Source organism: Psychrilyobacter sp. (assembly GCF_037132775.1).
Lineage (GTDB): Bacteria > Fusobacteriota > Fusobacteriia > Fusobacteriales > Fusobacteriaceae > Psychrilyobacter.
In genome coordinates, this window is the sequence record NZ_JBAHZY010000140.1 from 25,381 (window position 1) to 42,612 (window position 17,232).

General features: G+C 31.4%; 17 protein-coding genes. 10 read left to right on the forward strand and 7 right to left on the reverse strand.

Annotated elements, in window-relative coordinates:
* Window position 1: 1 nt before the first annotated feature.
* The 3 genes from rsgA to V5784_RS10325 all read right to left on the reverse strand — a co-directional run bounded on the left by rsgA (window position 2) and on the right by V5784_RS10325 (window position 3,008).
* On the reverse strand, window positions 2-862 hold the full coding sequence (gene rsgA, locus V5784_RS10315) for a ribosome small subunit-dependent GTPase A (protein ID WP_336889026.1): 861 nt from the start codon (window positions 860-862) through the stop codon (window positions 2-4).
* 17 nt (window positions 863-879) lie between these two features.
* Window positions 880-1,593, reverse strand: a complete 714-nt coding sequence (locus V5784_RS10320; RefSeq protein WP_336888929.1) for a PASTA domain-containing protein — start codon at window positions 1,591-1,593, stop codon at window positions 880-882.
* A 506-nt stretch (window positions 1,594-2,099) separates the two neighbouring features.
* Window positions 2,100-3,008 (reverse strand): nucleoside recognition domain-containing protein, encoded by a 909-nt coding sequence (locus tag V5784_RS10325; RefSeq protein ID WP_336888930.1) that lies wholly within the window; start codon window positions 3,006-3,008, stop codon window positions 2,100-2,102.
* A gap of 195 nt (window positions 3,009-3,203) precedes the next feature.
* On the opposite strand from V5784_RS10325, the gene V5784_RS10330 reads away from it, so the two are divergent.
* Window positions 3,204-5,150 carry a M3 family metallopeptidase gene (locus tag V5784_RS10330; protein WP_336888931.1) on the forward strand — a complete coding sequence of 649 codons (1,947 nt, stop codon included), beginning with the start codon at window positions 3,204-3,206 and terminating at the stop codon, window positions 5,148-5,150.
* A gap of 81 nt (window positions 5,151-5,231) precedes the next feature.
* On the opposite strand, the gene V5784_RS10335 is transcribed toward V5784_RS10330, so the two are convergent.
* From V5784_RS10335 to V5784_RS10350, 4 genes are all read right to left on the reverse strand, one after another.
* Entirely contained in the window at window positions 5,232-6,395 is a 1,164-nt protein-coding gene (locus tag V5784_RS10335; RefSeq protein ID WP_336888932.1) for an iron-containing alcohol dehydrogenase, read from the reverse strand.
* A 28-nt stretch (window positions 6,396-6,423) separates the two neighbouring features.
* Window positions 6,424-6,966: a hypothetical protein gene (locus V5784_RS10340; RefSeq protein WP_336888933.1), complete on the reverse strand. Its 543-nt coding sequence runs from the start codon at window positions 6,964-6,966 to the stop codon at window positions 6,424-6,426.
* Window positions 6,967-7,062: 96 nt separating this feature from the next.
* Window positions 7,063-7,875, reverse strand: coding sequence for a type I restriction enzyme HsdR N-terminal domain-containing protein (locus V5784_RS10345; protein WP_336889027.1), 813 nt, complete (start codon window positions 7,873-7,875; stop codon window positions 7,063-7,065).
* 8 nt (window positions 7,876-7,883) lie between these two features.
* Window positions 7,884-9,476 (reverse strand): UvrD-helicase domain-containing protein, encoded by a 1,593-nt coding sequence (locus tag V5784_RS10350; protein WP_336888934.1) that lies wholly within the window; start codon window positions 9,474-9,476, stop codon window positions 7,884-7,886.
* A gap of 224 nt (window positions 9,477-9,700) precedes the next feature.
* Between V5784_RS10350 and V5784_RS10355 the strand changes: the two genes are divergently transcribed.
* The 9 genes from V5784_RS10355 (at window position 9,701) to V5784_RS10395 (ending at window position 17,230) form a co-directional block, all read left to right on the forward strand.
* Window positions 9,701-10,171, forward strand: a complete 471-nt coding sequence (locus V5784_RS10355; protein ID WP_336888935.1) for a hypothetical protein — start codon at window positions 9,701-9,703, stop codon at window positions 10,169-10,171.
* Entirely contained in the window at window positions 10,134-11,339 is a 1,206-nt protein-coding gene (locus tag V5784_RS10360; RefSeq protein WP_336888936.1) for an EAL domain-containing protein, read from the forward strand. The genes V5784_RS10355 and V5784_RS10360 overlap by 38 nt, the downstream gene beginning before the upstream one ends.
* A 180-nt stretch (window positions 11,340-11,519) precedes the next feature.
* Entirely contained in the window at window positions 11,520-11,915 is a 396-nt protein-coding gene (locus V5784_RS10365; RefSeq protein ID WP_336888937.1) for an SDR family NAD(P)-dependent oxidoreductase, read from the forward strand.
* Window positions 11,916-11,961: 46 nt separating this feature from the next.
* The gene (locus tag V5784_RS10370; protein WP_336888938.1) at window positions 11,962-12,294 is read left to right on the forward strand and encodes a hypothetical protein; all 333 of its coding nucleotides are present in this window, start codon (window positions 11,962-11,964) and stop codon (window positions 12,292-12,294) included.
* 42 nt (window positions 12,295-12,336) lie between these two features.
* Window positions 12,337-12,894: a chromate transporter gene (locus tag V5784_RS10375; protein ID WP_336888939.1), complete on the forward strand. Its 558-nt coding sequence runs from the start codon at window positions 12,337-12,339 to the stop codon at window positions 12,892-12,894.
* Complete coding sequence (locus tag V5784_RS10380; protein WP_336888940.1) at window positions 12,895-13,446, forward strand: chromate transporter; 552 nt, start codon at window positions 12,895-12,897, stop codon at window positions 13,444-13,446.
* 33 nt (window positions 13,447-13,479) lie between these two features.
* Window positions 13,480-14,307, forward strand: coding sequence for an outer membrane protein OmpK (locus V5784_RS10385; protein WP_336888941.1), 828 nt, complete (start codon window positions 13,480-13,482; stop codon window positions 14,305-14,307).
* Between the two features lie 461 nt (window positions 14,308-14,768).
* Entirely contained in the window at window positions 14,769-16,286 is a 1,518-nt protein-coding gene (locus tag V5784_RS10390) for an ABC transporter substrate-binding protein (protein WP_336888942.1), read from the forward strand.
* A gap of 8 nt (window positions 16,287-16,294) precedes the next feature.
* A complete protein-coding gene (locus V5784_RS10395) occupies window positions 16,295-17,230 on the forward strand; it encodes an ABC transporter permease (protein WP_336888943.1) in 936 nt (311 codons plus the stop codon).
* The last annotated feature ends 2 nt before the right edge of the window (window positions 17,231-17,232 follow it).

Sequence of the window (17,232 nt, forward strand, 5' to 3'; positions counted from 1 at the left end):
ACTAATATTTATTCCATCTTTCTTCACTATAAAATTTAAAACACCACAGGTAAAAGTCATATCTACTCTGACTAATTCCATGATTAAGTTCATTTTTTATACCGCATTTAGGTTCATTTATATGGACACAGTTACTATATTTACAAGTTTTATACTCATTAAATTCTGTAAATAAACCAGCTAATTCATCTATAGTTTTTACTGGAGGTAGTTCTATAGAAGAAAACCCAGGTGTATCAATTACCCATCCACCATTTTGCATTGGTAGAAGTGTTGTTCCCTTGGTAGTATGTTTTCCCCTTGAGTTTTTCCTACTTGTCTCTCCTATTTCCAGGACTCTTTCCTCCTGTAACAGATTGAGTAACGACGACTTCCCTGCACCAGATGGTCCTCCAAATGCAGTTATCTTACCTTTTATATAGTCTTTTAATTTTTCTATCCCTATGTTTTCATAGGTTGAAATATAAAACACTTCTATTTCTAATTTCTTTAAAAAATCCAGTTGTCCTTTTAATTCTTTCAACCCTTCATCATCTAACAGCTCGATCTTATTAATAACAGCTACTGGCTTGATATTATAATAAAAAGCGTTGAGTAATAATATATTAAATCTTCCAATATCAAATCTAGGATCCAGTGCTGAAAATTGAATAACCAAATAATCTATATTTGAAACCAGAGGTCTATGAATGATATTTTGTCTAGGATATATCTTTGTGATAAACCTGTCTTCACCAAATTCTACCAAATCTCCTGTAACACAGTTGTCTTTATTGTTTTTTTTCTTTAATATTCCTCTTAACCTACATTCATGGGTAGTTTCTTCCACTTGAACATAATAAAATCCTTTTATTTTTCTAATAACTCTACCTTTGATATTTATTCCCCCTCATTCTGAGCTGTAACTGTAATATTTATAACCGAACCTGCTAAAACATCTTTCCCAGCAGGATAACTGATATCAATAATAGTATCTTTAGGAAAATCATTCCTATATACTTTTTCTATATCTCCCAAAACCAATTTTTTTTTCCGTAATATTTTCACCCCTTCTCCTAGGGAAAGTCCCAAGATATCTGGCATTCTTATATTTTTTATTTGACTTACATTGATGAGCAGAGATACTGAGCTTCCACGAGAAATCAAACTCCCTTCTGAAGGATCTGTCCCTATAACTTTATTATTCATATATCCTTCCATAGTATGGGAAATCCTGCCGACTTTAACCCCCAAATCACTTAGAGTCACTCTAGCATCCTGCATGTTCTTCCCCTTCAGATCAGGTAAGATCACTATATCCATTCCCTTGCTTATCCAAATTTTTATAGGCCTACCCTTCTTTATATGCTTTTGGGATGTAGGCAGCTGAGAGTAGATCTCACCTTTTCTAAATTCAGAATAATGTTCCCCCAAATTAACTAATTTAAAATTAGTTCCTACCAATGCTTTGGCTTCCTTAATTGTAAGCCCTTTTAAATTCGGTGTTTCATATAGATAGTCATGAAAGAAAAATTTTAACCCTACATTTCCAGCAAGAAAAATTCCAACTATAATAGCTAAACTACTCATTGTAATAATTATTTTTTTATTCATTTTATGACTCCTTAATATCACTATAAATTTCTCCCTAATAGTAACATAGATATAGCTAAATATCAATTATACTCTAACCTAACTAAGCTATAGCTAGATTGATTTCAAGGGTATTTTCAATAAGATCATTAAGTTATTATTTAAAAAATTTGGTGTCTTACAGTTCAATAGAAATATATTTACAAAACAGAGTACAGAAAAAAAATAAAACCTAGTCACGAATTACACGAAGGAGATACGAGCATTAAATCTCGACCATGATTATCAATATTTTGATTCACGATTATAAAAAATATTAAATATGATTTAAATAAAGGCATTTAAATGTATCACGAATATTTATTTTAGGTTAAAACCAAGAAGAAAACCTTCTCTTAATGTCCTCTCTAATTTTTCCTTTGTGAACTTAGTGTAAAGGTTTAAATTTTGAGCTAATCTGAGTAATCTGCGGCAAAAAATAATCTACTTCAATTAAAGCATTATGAACTTTTTTTTTAATCCCGCTTCTATTTTTTTTTCTTATTTTTTGGCAATATTTTGTTAAATCCTATGGTAAATATTGCTGCAAAAAATATTCTTCCCCAGAATATACCTATCATCTTAGCTCCCAAAGGGATCATCAAAAGGGTATCTTCTATAAGAGCGTGACATAGACTTATAAATACAGCGACTAAAAACAAATCTCTTTTACTATAATCACCTTCCCTTGTTTCTTTTATGATAAGTCCGCTGCCATAGCTGACTCCCATAGTAAGACCAACTATACATGTTAATGATAGCCCCGGATCAATCCCCATAAAAGACATCACTGGAGAGAACTTCTTATTTATCCAATCTATTATCCCTATTTTTTTTAACCCTTCCATCAAAGCTAAAAGAACAAATATGATAACAAATATTGTTGTATATTTTTTTAGCTCTCCCAATATCCAACTTATAATTCCTGGATTTGATTCCTTCAATGTAAATTTAAAAACTGCTGTTTCTTGATATATGTTAAAAAATTTAAATAATAAATTTAGACATACTCCAGATATTACGGCACAGGATATTCTTATGCATAAAATTTTCCAAGGTTTTGCCCCTGTTTCCGATATAACCTTAAGCTCTACTGGAAGTGAATGAGCAAATAACATTATACTTGCTACTATGGTTATCTCTGCCACTGTGAATACATTATTTTGTGCCATGGTAAGCAGTACTAATATTCCGCCATATATATTAGTTATTAAGGCTGTTGCCCATACTATTCCCATCTCTCCACTAAGCCCCATTATTCCCATTAATGGAGTCAAAGCTTTTGAAAGGAAATCTATTATCCCAAAATTACTTCCGACCTTTACCAAAATACTTATAGGCAACATTATCTTTAGAAGCTTCAAACTTATCCTTGCGCTTTCTTTTAATAATTTCATTTTTCCCCTCCATGATTAATTCTAAAACCATCATATGTCTTATTTAAATTCAACCAATACTTTTCCTATTTGATGTTCTTTAATAAATTTAAAAATATTTTACCATACTTTAGACTGCAAATCCTAAAAAAATTTTCATATATAAAATAAGTGAGGTATAATCTGTTTAGATAACATAAAATTAGGAGGATGATTATGCAGTTAGATTACAAAAACCTAGATGAAAAATTTATAGATGAACTTCAGAAAAAAATAATCAAAGTAGAGGATAATATTGAGGAGTTATTAGAGATCCAAGATAAAACATATGATAATTTTTTTGATGTAATGGAACACCTTTTAGATGATATTGAAAAATTTTCATTCCCACTACAGATTGAAATCTCAACAAATATTACAGATTTAGGAAAGAAAACATATGAGGAATATATCCCCATCATGAATGAATTCACTTCTAAACTAAGCCAGAATAAGGAGATTGCTGACTCCATCATAAAAATTTATGAAAATGAAGATTTAAATGACATAAGAAAAAGAATTCTTGAAAAACAAATATTATCATTCAAATCTAGTGGTATCGGCTTAGATCAAAAAAGTAAAGTGAAGATCAAATCTATTAATTTGGAATTAGCTAAATTAGGAAATGATTTCAGTCAAAACGTAACCGATGCTACAAATGAATATGAATTAATTATAGAGGATGAAAAGGTGCTCTCTGAATTTTCAGATCTAGATAAAAAATCTGCTGAAATAGAGGGAAAAAAATGGAAGTTTATCCTTCACGGACCCTCACTTACTACATTTTTAAAATATTGCAATGATAGAAAATTAAGAGAAATATTATATAGAGCTTCTACCACAAAGGCCCCTCAAAATGAGGACCTCATAGAGAAAATCTTGAGTTTGAGGGATGAAAAAGCTAAGATATTAGGTTATGAAAATTACAGAGAACTATCTATTGCCTCAAAAACGGCCAATAATGCTGAGGAAGTTTTAGATTTCTTGACAGAATTAGGCAAAGAAGCTTTCCCAAAGGCTGCCGATGAGATTGAAGAATTAAGAAAATTTGCAGGGGAAAAATTAGGTTATGACAGTGTAGAGATCTATGATTATGCATATCTTTCTAGAAAACTAAAGGAGATCAAGTATAATTTTGACCCCAGTGAAGTGAAACCATATTTCGAGAAAAATAAGGTAGTTTCTGGGATGTTCCAATTTTTAGATAATATCTTTAATTTAAAAGCTAAACAGATAAAAGATGTAAACTTATGGAATGACAAGGCTTTAGTATTTGAATTAGAAAGAAATGGGGTATTTTTAGGAAATCTGATCATGGATTTAGAAACCAATGAAAATAAGAGGAGCGGTGCTTGGGCTGACAGTTGGATTACAAGTTATGAAAAAGATGGAAGCCGAGTTCCTGCAACAGGAATAATTGTTTGTAACTTCCCTCCTAGTAAGGATGGAGTTCCATCATTATTAGATCATTCAGATGTGGTAACACTATTTCATGAGATGGGACACGCTCTTCACCTTATCACATCCAAAACAAAGGAGATCTCTGCCTCTGGCTTCAATGGAACTGAATGGGACGTAGTAGAATATCCATCTCAATGGTTGCAGGAATTTGCTAACAATAAAGAAATAATAAAGACATTTGGAATTCACTATGAAACTGGAGAAGTTATCTCCGATGAGTTGATCCAAAAAATACTCGATTCTTTAAATTATGGGCAAGGGTATGGAAACAACAGACAGGTTGAATTTGGATTATTTGATCTAATGATCTATGATAATGCATACTCTAAAAAACAAGTGCAGGAAAAATTAGATGAGGTTAGAAAGATGGTTTCAGTAATAAAAACACCATCATACAATAAGTTCCAATGTTCATTTAGTCATATATTTGCAGGTGGATATGGAGCAGGTTATTATTCATATAAATGGGCTGAAGTTCTCTCTGCTGACAGTTATACAGAGATGACCAAAGATGGAAATATCGATAAGCAATTAGCCAACAATTTCTTCGATAACCTCCTATCACTGGGAGGATCGGTAAATATGAAGGAAAGTTTTGTAAATGTCCATGGGAGACAGCCAGACCCCAAGTCACTCTTAAAACTTACAGGAATACTAGTCTAAGTTTAGATAACTAAAAACCCCCAAGAAGACTCTTACTTCTTGGGGGTTTTTAGTTATCTTGCCTTGCTTATCTTGCCTTGTTTATTCTGCTAACTTATATATATTTACTATATCTTCCTTGGTTAATTTAACAAAATTACCAAGTGTTCCATGTTCTGTAGCTTTAGCTGCCATCTCCTCAAATCTTTCACTATCTATGCCCGCTTGAGATAATCTTGTAGGCATATCTATAGATGTAAAGAACTCCTCTGTTCTCTTTATCCCTTCTAAAACTGTAGCCTCTGGATCATTAAAATTCATATCCACATTCCAAACACGGATAGCAAATTGTGCAAACCTATCCATATCAGATTTATAAACATACTTCATCCATGCCGGGAATATAATGGCTAGCCCTGCTCCATGAGTTATATCATATATCCCGCTGAGTTCATGTTCTATCCCGTGAGAGGTCCAGTCCGCTTCCCTTCCCATATCTAATAGACTATTATGAGCTACAGTTGAAGATATCATAAGCTCAGCCCGAGCATTGTAGTCCTCTGGAAAATCCAAGGCTTTAGGAGTATTTAAAATTACTGTTTTTAATACCGCTTCTGATAATCTATCTGTTAGTTCTACATGTTTTTCATTGGTAAAATATCTCTCTAAAACATGAGACATAATATCCACTGCACCCGCTGCTGTCTGATAGCCAGGCAGAGTATATGTAACTTCAGGATTCATAATCGCAAATTTGGGTCTGATTACATTCCCTCCAAATGATTTTTTATACCAACCATCTTCATTTGTAATAACGGTACCACTACTAGCTTCACTTCCTGCTGCAGGAAGTGTCAAAATTACTCCTAGTGGCAAAGTTTCAGATACCATAGCTTTCCCCTCAAAGAAATCCCACACATCTCCATCATATTTTACACCTGCACCAATGGCTTTAGCTGAATCAATGGGACTTCCTCCTCCAACAGCAAGGATAAAGTCTATATTATTGTCTTTACAAATTTTTATTCCCTCTCTAACTAAAGATAATCTAGGGTTTGGTAGTACTCCTCCCAACTCAAATATTTCTATTCCTTCATCTGTTAAGTTTTTTACTATTTTATCATACAGACCGAATTTTTTAAGACTGCTTCCACCATAATGAAGTAATACTTTTTTCCCATACTCAGATACCTTCTTCCCAACCTGTGTTTCCACACCCTTACCAAAAATTATTTCTGTTTTATTCTGAAAATTAAAATTTAACATATTCCCTCCTTGTATATATACACAATAACTATCTGGCTATTTTTTTTATAGACCTTAAAAGTTCTTTGTTCTCATATATTATTTTTATTTTATCTTTTAACCAGTTTAATTCAGTATCTGAAACGCCTAAATTTATCTTTACAAACTCCTCAATCTTCTTTTCTTCCTCTGGCAGGAGCAGTATTCTAGTGGAATTATTGATCTCCTCAATGGTTCCTTTTCCTTCAAAATAAGAAAGTAGTTTTTTCCAATTTGTCAGGCTGTCAACCTTTCTTAGGAGCATAACACAGGTAAAATTTAATTCAGGAACACTTTGATATCCTCTTTTTTTTAAAAATTTTAATATCTCTTCATTTTTTTTAGTGTGAAAAAGTAGTTCTCCACTTTTTTTTGTATTCATGATCTTAGGCATCTTATTGGTTTTACCTTGCAACTTCAGATATTTCGAAAGAGGTACCATCTTTGTTTCCAAGTAAAAATTAACAGCAAACACATTGAAACTTTGAGATTCCGGTATATCACCACCGGCTATAATATCTATCATTTCCTCTATTTTTTCAAAATTCACCATACTTAATCACTCCTTTTTTTTATCACTATTTAAACTATGCATCAATAGCTTTTTCTTTGCTTCTACTCAAGACCAATTGATATTGAATATTACCCCTTACTTATGCCGAATTACTCCTACTGCTACTCCCACAAAATAATCATTTATATCCTGCTCATTGAAGTATATTGGCTCATATTCCTCGTTTTCACTAGATAGTAATATAGATGTTCCTATCTTCATATATCTTTTTAAAACCGACCTATCCTCCATGATTACCGCTATGATATCATTGGTTTTAGGAGTTTTTTTCTCCATTACCACCAGATCTCCATCACAGATCAATGGATCCATACTATCACCATAATTTTCTATTATATAATTATAATTATTGTTACCAACCCACCCTTTAGGTAGTAAGATTGATTTTTCTGGGTCTTCATAGTCTGTATATATATTTACCCATTTAAACTTCGGCAGTGACCTTAGATCAGCTTTATTATATGTCATATCCTCATCTTCATCTTCCGCAATAATAGTGTCCTCGTCTATTACAAGATACGGTATCTGTATTCCCCTCTTAAAATCAGAGTATATAAATTCATCTCCTACAGTTTCCTCTATCATGTCCAGTCTAAAATCAGGTATTTCAGCTACCTCACAAAATTTAGAATTATATATTTTTACATCCCTTCCATTGGTCAGTATCCCATATTCCACCGACTTTTCCATAATCATATAACTTTTTAATTGTTCAAAACCATCTGATAGTTCCACTTCCTTTGATTTTGTTTCTATAAATATATATGGTTTTTTCTTATTATAGATAACCACATCTACGAAGTATTTTTTAGATCCTAAAGTTAATGGATATTCAATATCTATTAGGTCCAGTCTATATTCATAGGCAGTTACAAGCTCTTTAATCAGCCATTGCCTTACTTTTCCTCGTTAGAGTGAAGGTTGACCAGTCGGTCTTTAAAATAATAATCATCTACAGGAATATTATAAAATATTCTCATCTTTTTATCGGTATCGATCTGTAAATACTTGTATCCTATATCCCCTATAAACTTAGTTGGAGTATCAGAGGATAATAGATATAACTCCTCAATGGCCCTAGTCATCCCAACATACATAAGTTTACGTTCTTGTATCTCCTCATATTCCTTTAATTCCTCTATATTGGATGAATGAAATGGCAGTATTTTTTCATTTAAAGAGATCATAATTATTATCTTAGTTTCAATACCTTTTATAGAATGCATTGTAAATAATTTTATCTCATTGGAATCAAAATCATCATTCCCACGATCTATCAATATTGTTTTCACGCCTAATTTTCCCATCAGAAGTTTAAAATTTAACAATTGGTTTTTAGTCCTTCCTATTATAGCAATATCACTTTTAAGAGTTTTCGCGAGCCTCCCATCTAATAATTTTTTTACATAGGTTGCCTGTTCTCCTTCAGATAAAAATTCCTTAAATATTGGATAGTTTCCGTATCTATCGATAAGATATGGTTTTACATAGTCGGAATTTCCTGTAATTACCTCATTTTTATTTAGGAGGCTGTAAGCTGCCTTGGATATCTGTGTTGTCGTTCTAAAGTTTTTACTGAGAGTTTTACTCTTTCCTATCATATTAAACCCTATACTAGCAAACGTCCTTTCCCCTCCCATACCTAGCCAGGAGTGGGAATATATACTTTGGGCACTGTCAAATAAAAAGGTGAAACTAGAGTGACTTTTGTTAGCATATAACCCCCTTATAAATTCCAACTGTACCTTGGATAGATCTTGACATTCGTCTATCAAAATATGGGTATATTTTTTCTTCGTCTTATTCTCTAATTCCTCCAAAGCTATGAGTCTCATATCATTGTAATCCATAGTTTTTTCTTTAAAAAGATTTTCTGTATAGAGTTCCATCAATTTGAATATTGCTTTTCTAACAATGGAATTTTTGGGTAATTTTTGAGTAGTCACTCCCAATTTTAGACTTCCTATCCTATTGGCTTCTTGATATTCAGCCTCATCTATATAGTTACAAGCTTTTATCCAATTTATTTCTTCCAATAAAAATGCCGTATTCACATCTTCAAAGATTAAAACTTCACTATATTTTTTCTTCAATTTTTCTATCAATTCATTCAAAATACCATGTTTTTTATGATTGCTTGGATTGAGTTTTAACTCTATCTTAGATTTTTTTTGATACTCCAAAAAATACCCATACATCAAACTATCAACTGTTGTTATCTTTACCCTATCCTTTGGAAATCCAAACAATGAATGCATATTGTATTGAGTTATATTATCGACCTTATTATAAAAATAAGATACATGGTTAACCAATGTTTTGTTAAATGTTATAAATAAAACATTATCATCTTTATCATGACAATAATTATTTAATAAATATGATATCCTGCATATTCCTACAGTTGTTTTCCCACTTCCTGCTATTCCCTTTATAAGCATATGTCCATTTGGTTTTGTATATGCTATTTTTTCTTGCTCTTTATTCATAAGCAATTTCAATCACCTTCTTATATTGTATCTCCGTATTATAATCCTAGTTTCTATTATACAATAATATTTTACTATTCGTAATTATTATTTATTCCTCAACCATAATTTTAACTAAAATAGTAACTAAATAAAAAATATAACATTCTTTAACAAAAATTAATTTTGAATAAGGTAGTTATTGGGATATAATATTGATATAACTTTTTAGGGGTGGTTTTACTGTGCAGAATACTAAATTTCTCATTAGACTTATTAAAAAATGGTACCATCCTAAAAAATTGGATATCATCTATTCAATTTTGCTTATCTTTATATTAATCTTTACAGTTTTAGCAGTTGTTTACCTTACAGGTGGAACTAAGTATGCTGATATACAGCTTATGTATATCCCACTGGTATTAGCAGCATTTCATTTTGGGTATCTGGGTGGCATCTTCTTTGGCAGTATAGCCGGCTATCTTACTAGTTTTATTCCTTTAGAAGTTGCAACCATGGAGATGCAGTCCCCTAAAAATTGGATATATAGGCTTTTATTTTTTGTGATTGTCAGTACTACAAATGGATTTATTATAGATATAATATTAAAAACATTAAAAGATATAGAAAAACTAACATTTTATAATAGAATTACAAATATAGCTAATAGAAAATCCTTTGATACTTTTAAAAAAAAAAAAATATCTTCAAGATAAGCATTTAGCCCTTTTTGAGATTGAAAACTCCGACCAAATTCTAAATGAATATGGTAACTTTATCCTAGAAGGTTTTATAAAAGCTTTATCTCTCAATTTAAAAAAATTATCCCAGGATAAGGCTGAACTTTTTCACTTCAGAGATAATACTTTCGGATTGTTGATGGATCATTATGACCCTTATTCTTTTGAAAAAAAAATAGAAAACTTAAAACAAAATATATATATAGGTAATATTTTTATCTACCCTGAACTTAGTATCGGTATGGCAAAATTTGTAGACACCCAGGAAAGGCTATTACAGGAAGCAGAGATAGCCCAAGCTTATTCAAGGAAAAATTTGTTTTCCTATTATTATTTCAATAGTGGTATTAATAAACTTCACAATAAAAAGCTTTCTATCCTAAGCGAAGTACCTGCTGCCATTGAAAATAATCAATTTCATCTTTACTTTCATCCTAAGGTAGAGATAAAAACTGGATTAATCAATTCTGCTGAAGTTTTAATACGCTGGGTTCATCCTAGGGAGGGCATTATCTATCCGAATTTGTTCATGCCCTATATAGAAAAAATTCACTTGATCCACACTTTTACAAATTGGTTGATTAAAGCTTCCCTTGAAATCCAAGAAAAATGGGAGAAAGATGGATTTCCCATGAAATTAGCTTTAAATACACCTATAGCATGTTTAAAAAATAAATCAATTACCAATACTTTAAAAAAGTATGATAAAAGTTTAAAAGGTTTAGAGTTTGAAATTCTAGAGCGAAACTTAATAGAAGATTTTGATGAAATATCCTCTGTTATGAAATGTTTAAAAAAATATGGTATTACTTTTGCCTTGGATGATTTTGGGACTGGTTTTTCTGCAATATCTTCCCTTAGAAATCTACCATTTGATAAATTAAAGATAGATCAAATGTTTATAAAAAATATGCATATTGATTCAAAAGACTATAATATAGTTAAGGCTTCTATTACTTTAGGAAAATCTATGGATTTAGAAATCGTAGCTGAAGGTGTTGAAAACATCGATACTTTTAACCTTTTAAAAGATTTAAACTGCGACTACGCTCAAGGATATTTCACTACAAAACCTTTAGAAGCAGAGAAATTCAAGAAATTTTGTATAGAACATAATAATTATGCAAAAGCATCTCTCGAATAAAAAGCAACGTGAGGTTGCATCCGGAGAAGCACAATTCAGGTTTTTATATTCCATAAATTTTATCGCAAGATTCTTAAAGAGAGGCTAATTTTATATAAATTAGCTTCTTTTTTATGATATAATAAATCTAATGACTAGTCGTTTACTATTATCCCATACTTTTAAAATTAAGGAGGAACTTTGAAACACACACTTATAACAGGAGCCAGCTCAGGGATTGGATTCAACTTAGCTTATATTTTTGCCAAAAATAACCACAATCTGATCTTAGTAGCTAGAAATAAAAATACACTCTCCCTCCTCAAAGAAAATTTAGAGTCACTGTATAAAGTAGACATTAAAATAATATCTTTGGACATATCAGGGGAGAGAGGAGCCGTTAATTTATATGAGGCAGTTAAAAAGAAAAAATTAGAGGTAGATATCCTTATAAATAATGCAGGGATTGGATATCATGGTAAATTTTCAGAAAAAAATATACAATCTGATTTGGATCTAATAAATTTAAATATAATCACTCCTACCATCCTTACAAAATTATTTTTACAGGATATGCTAAAAATAGGATGGGGTTAAAATATTTAATATAGCTTCTACAGCTAGTTTTCAGAGTGGGCCACTCATGAGTGTTTACTATGGGACAAAATCATATCTATTAAATTTTTCTGAAGGAGTTGCAGAGGAAGTGAGAGACAGTGATATAAGGATCATCATCCTCTGTCCGGGTCCTACAAAAACTTCCTTTGAAAAGATGGATAAGATAGAAAAAGGACTCTTTAAAAACTTTCATATAGCTGAGCCTGAAGATGTTGCAAAATATCTATATAAAAACATAGACACTAAAAAAGACATCCTAATTCATGGAAATTTGAATAAATTTATGATATTTCTTACCAAATTTATTCCTAGAAAGATAAACTTAAATTTAATAAAGAGGATACAAAAGAAAAAATAGGTGGAAAGGTGAAAGAAATTTAATTTTTAAAGGAGTTTTAAGATGTTAAAAGAGTTATTTATATCTTTTTTTAAGATAGGTTTATTCACCTTTGGAGGGGGATATGCAATGTTACCCCTTATAGAAAAAGAATTGGTGGAAAAGAGAAAGTGGATTACTGAGGAGGAACTTTTGGAGATGTTTATAATCTCTCAAATGACTCCTGGAACCATAGCTATAAATGCATCTACATTTATAGGTAGTAAGAAAGCTGGAAAATCAGGTGGTTTTGTAGCCTCCCTTGGAATTATATTTCCATCACTTATAATCATTACCCTGATATATAATTTTTTAGGTGAATCTTTCGATAATCCGGTAATTCATAGTATTTTTTCAGGGATCAGAGCCTGTATCATAGGACTTATTGCAAGTTCCACTTTAAAGATCTGTAGAAAAAGTTTTATATCTGGAATGAGTTATATTATTTTTATCATTGCATTTATTCTATTATTGATATTTGATATCAATCCTATTCTACTCATCATCCTTGGGGCATTAATTGGAGCTACTGCTACTTTTTTTCTTCCAAATAAGATAAAATCTCTTTTGGAGGTGAAATAGATGGCTTATTTTATAACTCTCTCCAAATTATTTACCATGTATTTTAAGATAGGACTCTTTAACTTCGGAGGAGGACTTGCTTCTATCCCCCTTCTACAGCGTGAATTAGAAAAAAACGGATTTATGGAATATGATGAATTTTTTAATGTACTGTCTATATCTCAAATGACCCCTGGTGCCATCGCTATGAATACAGCAACATTTGTCGGAAATAAAGTAGCAGGAATTCCAGGAGCTATTGTGGCAACCGTAGCACTTGCACTCCCATCTATCATTGTTATTTTAATCTTAGCTAAAGTCTTACAGCGATTAGAAAAAAACATCTATAAAAAAGCTGTTTTTTTTGTTTTAAAATCCCTGACTACAGCTCTAATTTTATATGCAGGATATATGATTGCCCGAGCTACTTGGGTACTCGAAAACAAAATAGAAGTTAAAACTATTTTTATATCTATCCTCATGTTTGGGATAGCCTATAAGAAAAAAATCAACCCAGTTATCCTTATTATCTCTTCGGGAATTTTAGGATACCTCGGTTTGTATATAATGTAACAAAATAAAAATTTTAAGGAAGGTATATGAAAGATGAAGAAAAAAATATTAATTTTTGCTATGCTATGCTTTAGCCAGCTAGCAATGGCAAAATATGAACCATGGAACTATAATATGGTTCAAGTAAGTTTATTCAAAGGAAATAATGCCGCTGATGGAACTAGGGAAAATGTTGATGATATCTATGTTGAAATGGAAGGGTTTCATAGATATAAATTATTGGATCTATATTGGTTCAATGACTTTTTCGATATCTTGAATTCTGGCAGCAGTGATATGCACGGAGTCAAGCCTAGTATCTATGGGGAAATAAACCCTCGTATATCCCTAGATGGTCTTTTAGGAAAAGACCTATCTATTGGCAGATTCAATGAATGGTTTCTTTCGTATCAACTGGACTATGATAATGGAAACTATAAGGGTGGACTCAGACGTCATCAGATTGGAATAGGTAGTTATTTTGACTTAGAAGGATTTGATTATATCAGAACGAACCTATTTGCAAGGTATGCCACTAAATCATATGGTAAACCTAATGAAAATAGATGGGATGGGTATTTATTTAATATAGCTTATCTAGCTCCTCTATATAAATTTGAAAATGGCTGGTCATTTGTATATAATGGATGGGTAGACTATGTTTTTGGGGCTAAAGAATCTAAAAAATATAACAATAGTTGGAATGGAACTTCTGGAACAGATAACTCCCTCCAATGGTTTAATCAACTTAAATTCCAAATGGATAATTTTGCTGTCTCTGCTTCGGTAAAGCTCAACCATAATTTTACAGAGGTAGCCAGTAGTTCTTCTAACTCCAGTGATTCTACTCAATATATTCTAGGAGTTCATTATATGTTTTAAATAATTTATATGTTAATAATAAATTTTAAAAAACAGTATTTTCATTGAAAACACTGTTTTTTTATTCCTCTACACTGCCAAATTATTTTATCCAAATATTTTCAGAAAATCTTTTTTTTTTTTTAAAAATCCATCTAGGTAGATTTATTTATTTTTATATTGAGAAAAAAATCAAAAAAACCTTGATTTTAAAACTAGTTAGTAGTATTATAGGGGAACTTCAGAATAAGTTTTTATTGAATATATATAAAAATTATTTTTTAAAAAAATCATTTAATCCTATAACAATAAAAACCGCTCCTAAAAAAACATCTATAGACACTAACATTGAAAGGGCTAGACAAAGAAAACCCTTACAAAATATGTTTTTAGGGATTTCTCGAAGAACAAACTACTAATTTTTACATTAATAATTGATACTAATTAGTAAGGAAATAAGAATATACCATTTAGGAGGAGTTATGAAAAAATTGATAGGTTTATTGGCAGTGTTGATATTAATGGTTAGCGGTTGTGGAAAGGACAAAACATCTGATGAAAGCAATCTTAAAACTAAGGTAGATGGCGGAGAAGTTGTTGTTAGAATATCCCAAGATATGGATTTTTTAGACCCACACAAAGCATTAGCTGCAGGAACTTATGAAGTTATGTTTAATGTCTTTGAGGGCTTATTAAAACCAAACAGTGAAGGGAACTTAGTCCCCGCTGTGGCAGAATCTTTTGAAATATCAAAAGATAACCTCATATATACCTTTAAATTAAGGGATGGAATAAAATTTCACAACGGTAAATATGTAAGAGTAGAAGATATTATATTTTCATTGACCAGGATTAATGGTGATTTCCCAGGAAATTCAGTTGTAAAAGACCTGGCCAAAAACATCAAAAATATAAAAAAAATAGATGAGAAGACTGTCACAATAGAGTTAAAAAAAGTAGATGGAATAATCCTCAGCAAATTTACTATAGCTATTATTCCAAAAGATGTAGTTGATATTGAGCAGTCACCTATTGGAACAGGTCCATTTAAATTTATAGAGTATCTGCCGGGACAAAAACTTGTTCTGGAAAAATTTTCAGATTATTGGATAGAAGGAGTTCCAACTATAGATAAGGTAGAATTTTCAATTATTAAGAATGAACAGAGTTCCATACTTTCTCTTCAAAGGGGAGAAATAGATCTTTATCCACGTTTGGGATCTACTCATATTCCAACTTTAGAAAATACACACAATATAATTGTAACTGAACAAAATCTTATGCAGATCTTATCACTAAATAATAAGGTTAAACCATTTGATGATCTAAGGGTCAGACAGGCAATAGCCTATGCAATAGATTCGCAAGAAATTATCGATACGCTAGATGCAGGTCTAGGAAAGTCTATTGGAACCAATATGAGCCCAGTTATGAAAAATTATTATAATGCAGAAACTGAAGGTATCTATACACATAATATAGACAAAGCTAAAAAATTGTTGAAAGAAGCTGGATATGAAAATGGATTTGAATTTACCCTAAGCCTACCTACAAACTATCGATTCCACGCAGATACAGGGGTAATTGTCTCTGAACAGCTAAAAAAAGTGGGAATAAAAGCAAATTTAGTTGAAGTAGAGTGGGGAACTTGGTTGAAAGATATCTATGCAGGTAGAAAATATGAAGGTACTATAGTTGCATTGGATGGAAAGATTGAACCCTACGATATATTAAATCGTTATATCAGTGATCATCGTAGGAATTTTATGAATTATGAATCTAAAGAATACGACTCTGTTATGAAGAAAATCACTCAAACTACAGATGAAGAGACTAAAATAAAATTATATAAAAAAACTCAAATGATACTGGCTAAAGATCTCCCGGTTATATTTATCATGGCACCATCAGGAATAATTGCAATGGATAAAGATCTTCGAGGATATACTTCTTACCCTATCTACGTACAAGATATCTCCACCCTTTATTTCGTAAAATAGGAGAGAACATGATTTATTTTATTAAAAGAATTAGCATAATGATCTTCACATTGCTTCTTGTTTCCGTTATATCGTTTTCGGTATTCCAAATAATCCCTGGTGATCCTGCCCTTTCAAAATTAGGAATGGAAGCTACCCAGGAACAAATAGACACATTGAGAACAGAACTCATGCTAGATAAACCATTATCTACACAATATATTTATTGGGCAAAAAACATATTAAAAGGGGACTTAGGAGAGTCTATAAGATTTTCAAGACCAATAAAAGAACTTATAGGAGAGAGGATATTTGTTACACTGAGTTTAGGAATATATGCCATCTTAATTGCAGTAGTTATAGGAATACCCATTGGAATTTTAAATGCCAAATATAACAATACTAAATTTGGAGTCTTTCTCTCTATATTCTCTCAAGTGGGTCTTGCTATCCCAGAGTTTTGGCTAGGAATAATATTTTTAATCGTATTTGGAATAATATTTAAGTTATTTTCACTGAAATATATTCCTTTTTCAGAGGATCCAATCTCATATCTCAGGATAATAACCCTTCCGGCTTTTGCCCTTGCTATATCTAGAGTTTCAGTTATAGCAAGACATCTGAAAAATATAGTATTGGAAGAGGAAGAAAAAGACTATGTAAGAACAGCATACAGCAAAGGGCTTTCAACCAATAAAATATACTTTTACCACATCCTTCAAAATGCCCTAATCCCAACAATCACCATAATTGGTATGTTGACAGCAGGAGTATTAGGAGGAGCTATAGTAGTTGAACAGGTATTTAATTTACCAGGTATTGGAACCCTTCTAATTAATGGAGTCACAACAAGGGATATCCCCTTAGTTCAAGCAATCATAACTTATATCGCTTCAGTAGTGGTAATCATAAATTTTTTAATTGATATATTATATAGAGTTATAGATCCCAGAATATCGATTTAGGA

Excerpts from the sequence above, each read along its gene's own strand:
- V5784_RS10320 (WP_336888929.1), bottom strand. The coding sequence starts at position 1,593 with ATGAATAAAAAAATAATTATTACAATGAGTAGTTTAGCTATTATAGTT.
- V5784_RS10325 (WP_336888930.1), bottom strand. The coding sequence starts at position 3,008 with ATGAAATTATTAAAAGAAAGCGCAAGGATAAGTTTGAAGCTTCTAAAG.
- V5784_RS10330 (WP_336888931.1), top strand. The coding sequence starts at position 3,204 with ATGCAGTTAGATTACAAAAACCTAGATGAAAAATTTATAGATGAACTT.
- V5784_RS10335 (WP_336888932.1), bottom strand. The coding sequence starts at position 6,395 with ATGTTAAATTTTAATTTTCAGAATAAAACAGAAATAATTTTTGGTAAG.
- V5784_RS10340 (WP_336888933.1), bottom strand. The coding sequence starts at position 6,966 with ATGGTGAATTTTGAAAAAATAGAGGAAATGATAGATATTATAGCCGGT.
- V5784_RS10350 (WP_336888934.1), bottom strand. The coding sequence starts at position 9,476 with ATGAATAAAGAGCAAGAAAAAATAGCATATACAAAACCAAATGGACAT.
- V5784_RS10370 (WP_336888938.1), top strand. The coding sequence starts at position 11,962 with ATGAGTGTTTACTATGGGACAAAATCATATCTATTAAATTTTTCTGAA.
- V5784_RS10375 (WP_336888939.1), top strand. The coding sequence starts at position 12,337 with ATGTTAAAAGAGTTATTTATATCTTTTTTTAAGATAGGTTTATTCACC.
- V5784_RS10380 (WP_336888940.1), top strand. The coding sequence starts at position 12,895 with ATGGCTTATTTTATAACTCTCTCCAAATTATTTACCATGTATTTTAAG.
- V5784_RS10385 (WP_336888941.1), top strand. The coding sequence starts at position 13,480 with ATGAAGAAAAAAATATTAATTTTTGCTATGCTATGCTTTAGCCAGCTA.
- V5784_RS10390 (WP_336888942.1), top strand. The coding sequence starts at position 14,769 with ATGAAAAAATTGATAGGTTTATTGGCAGTGTTGATATTAATGGTTAGC.
- V5784_RS10395 (WP_336888943.1), top strand. The coding sequence starts at position 16,295 with ATGATTTATTTTATTAAAAGAATTAGCATAATGATCTTCACATTGCTT.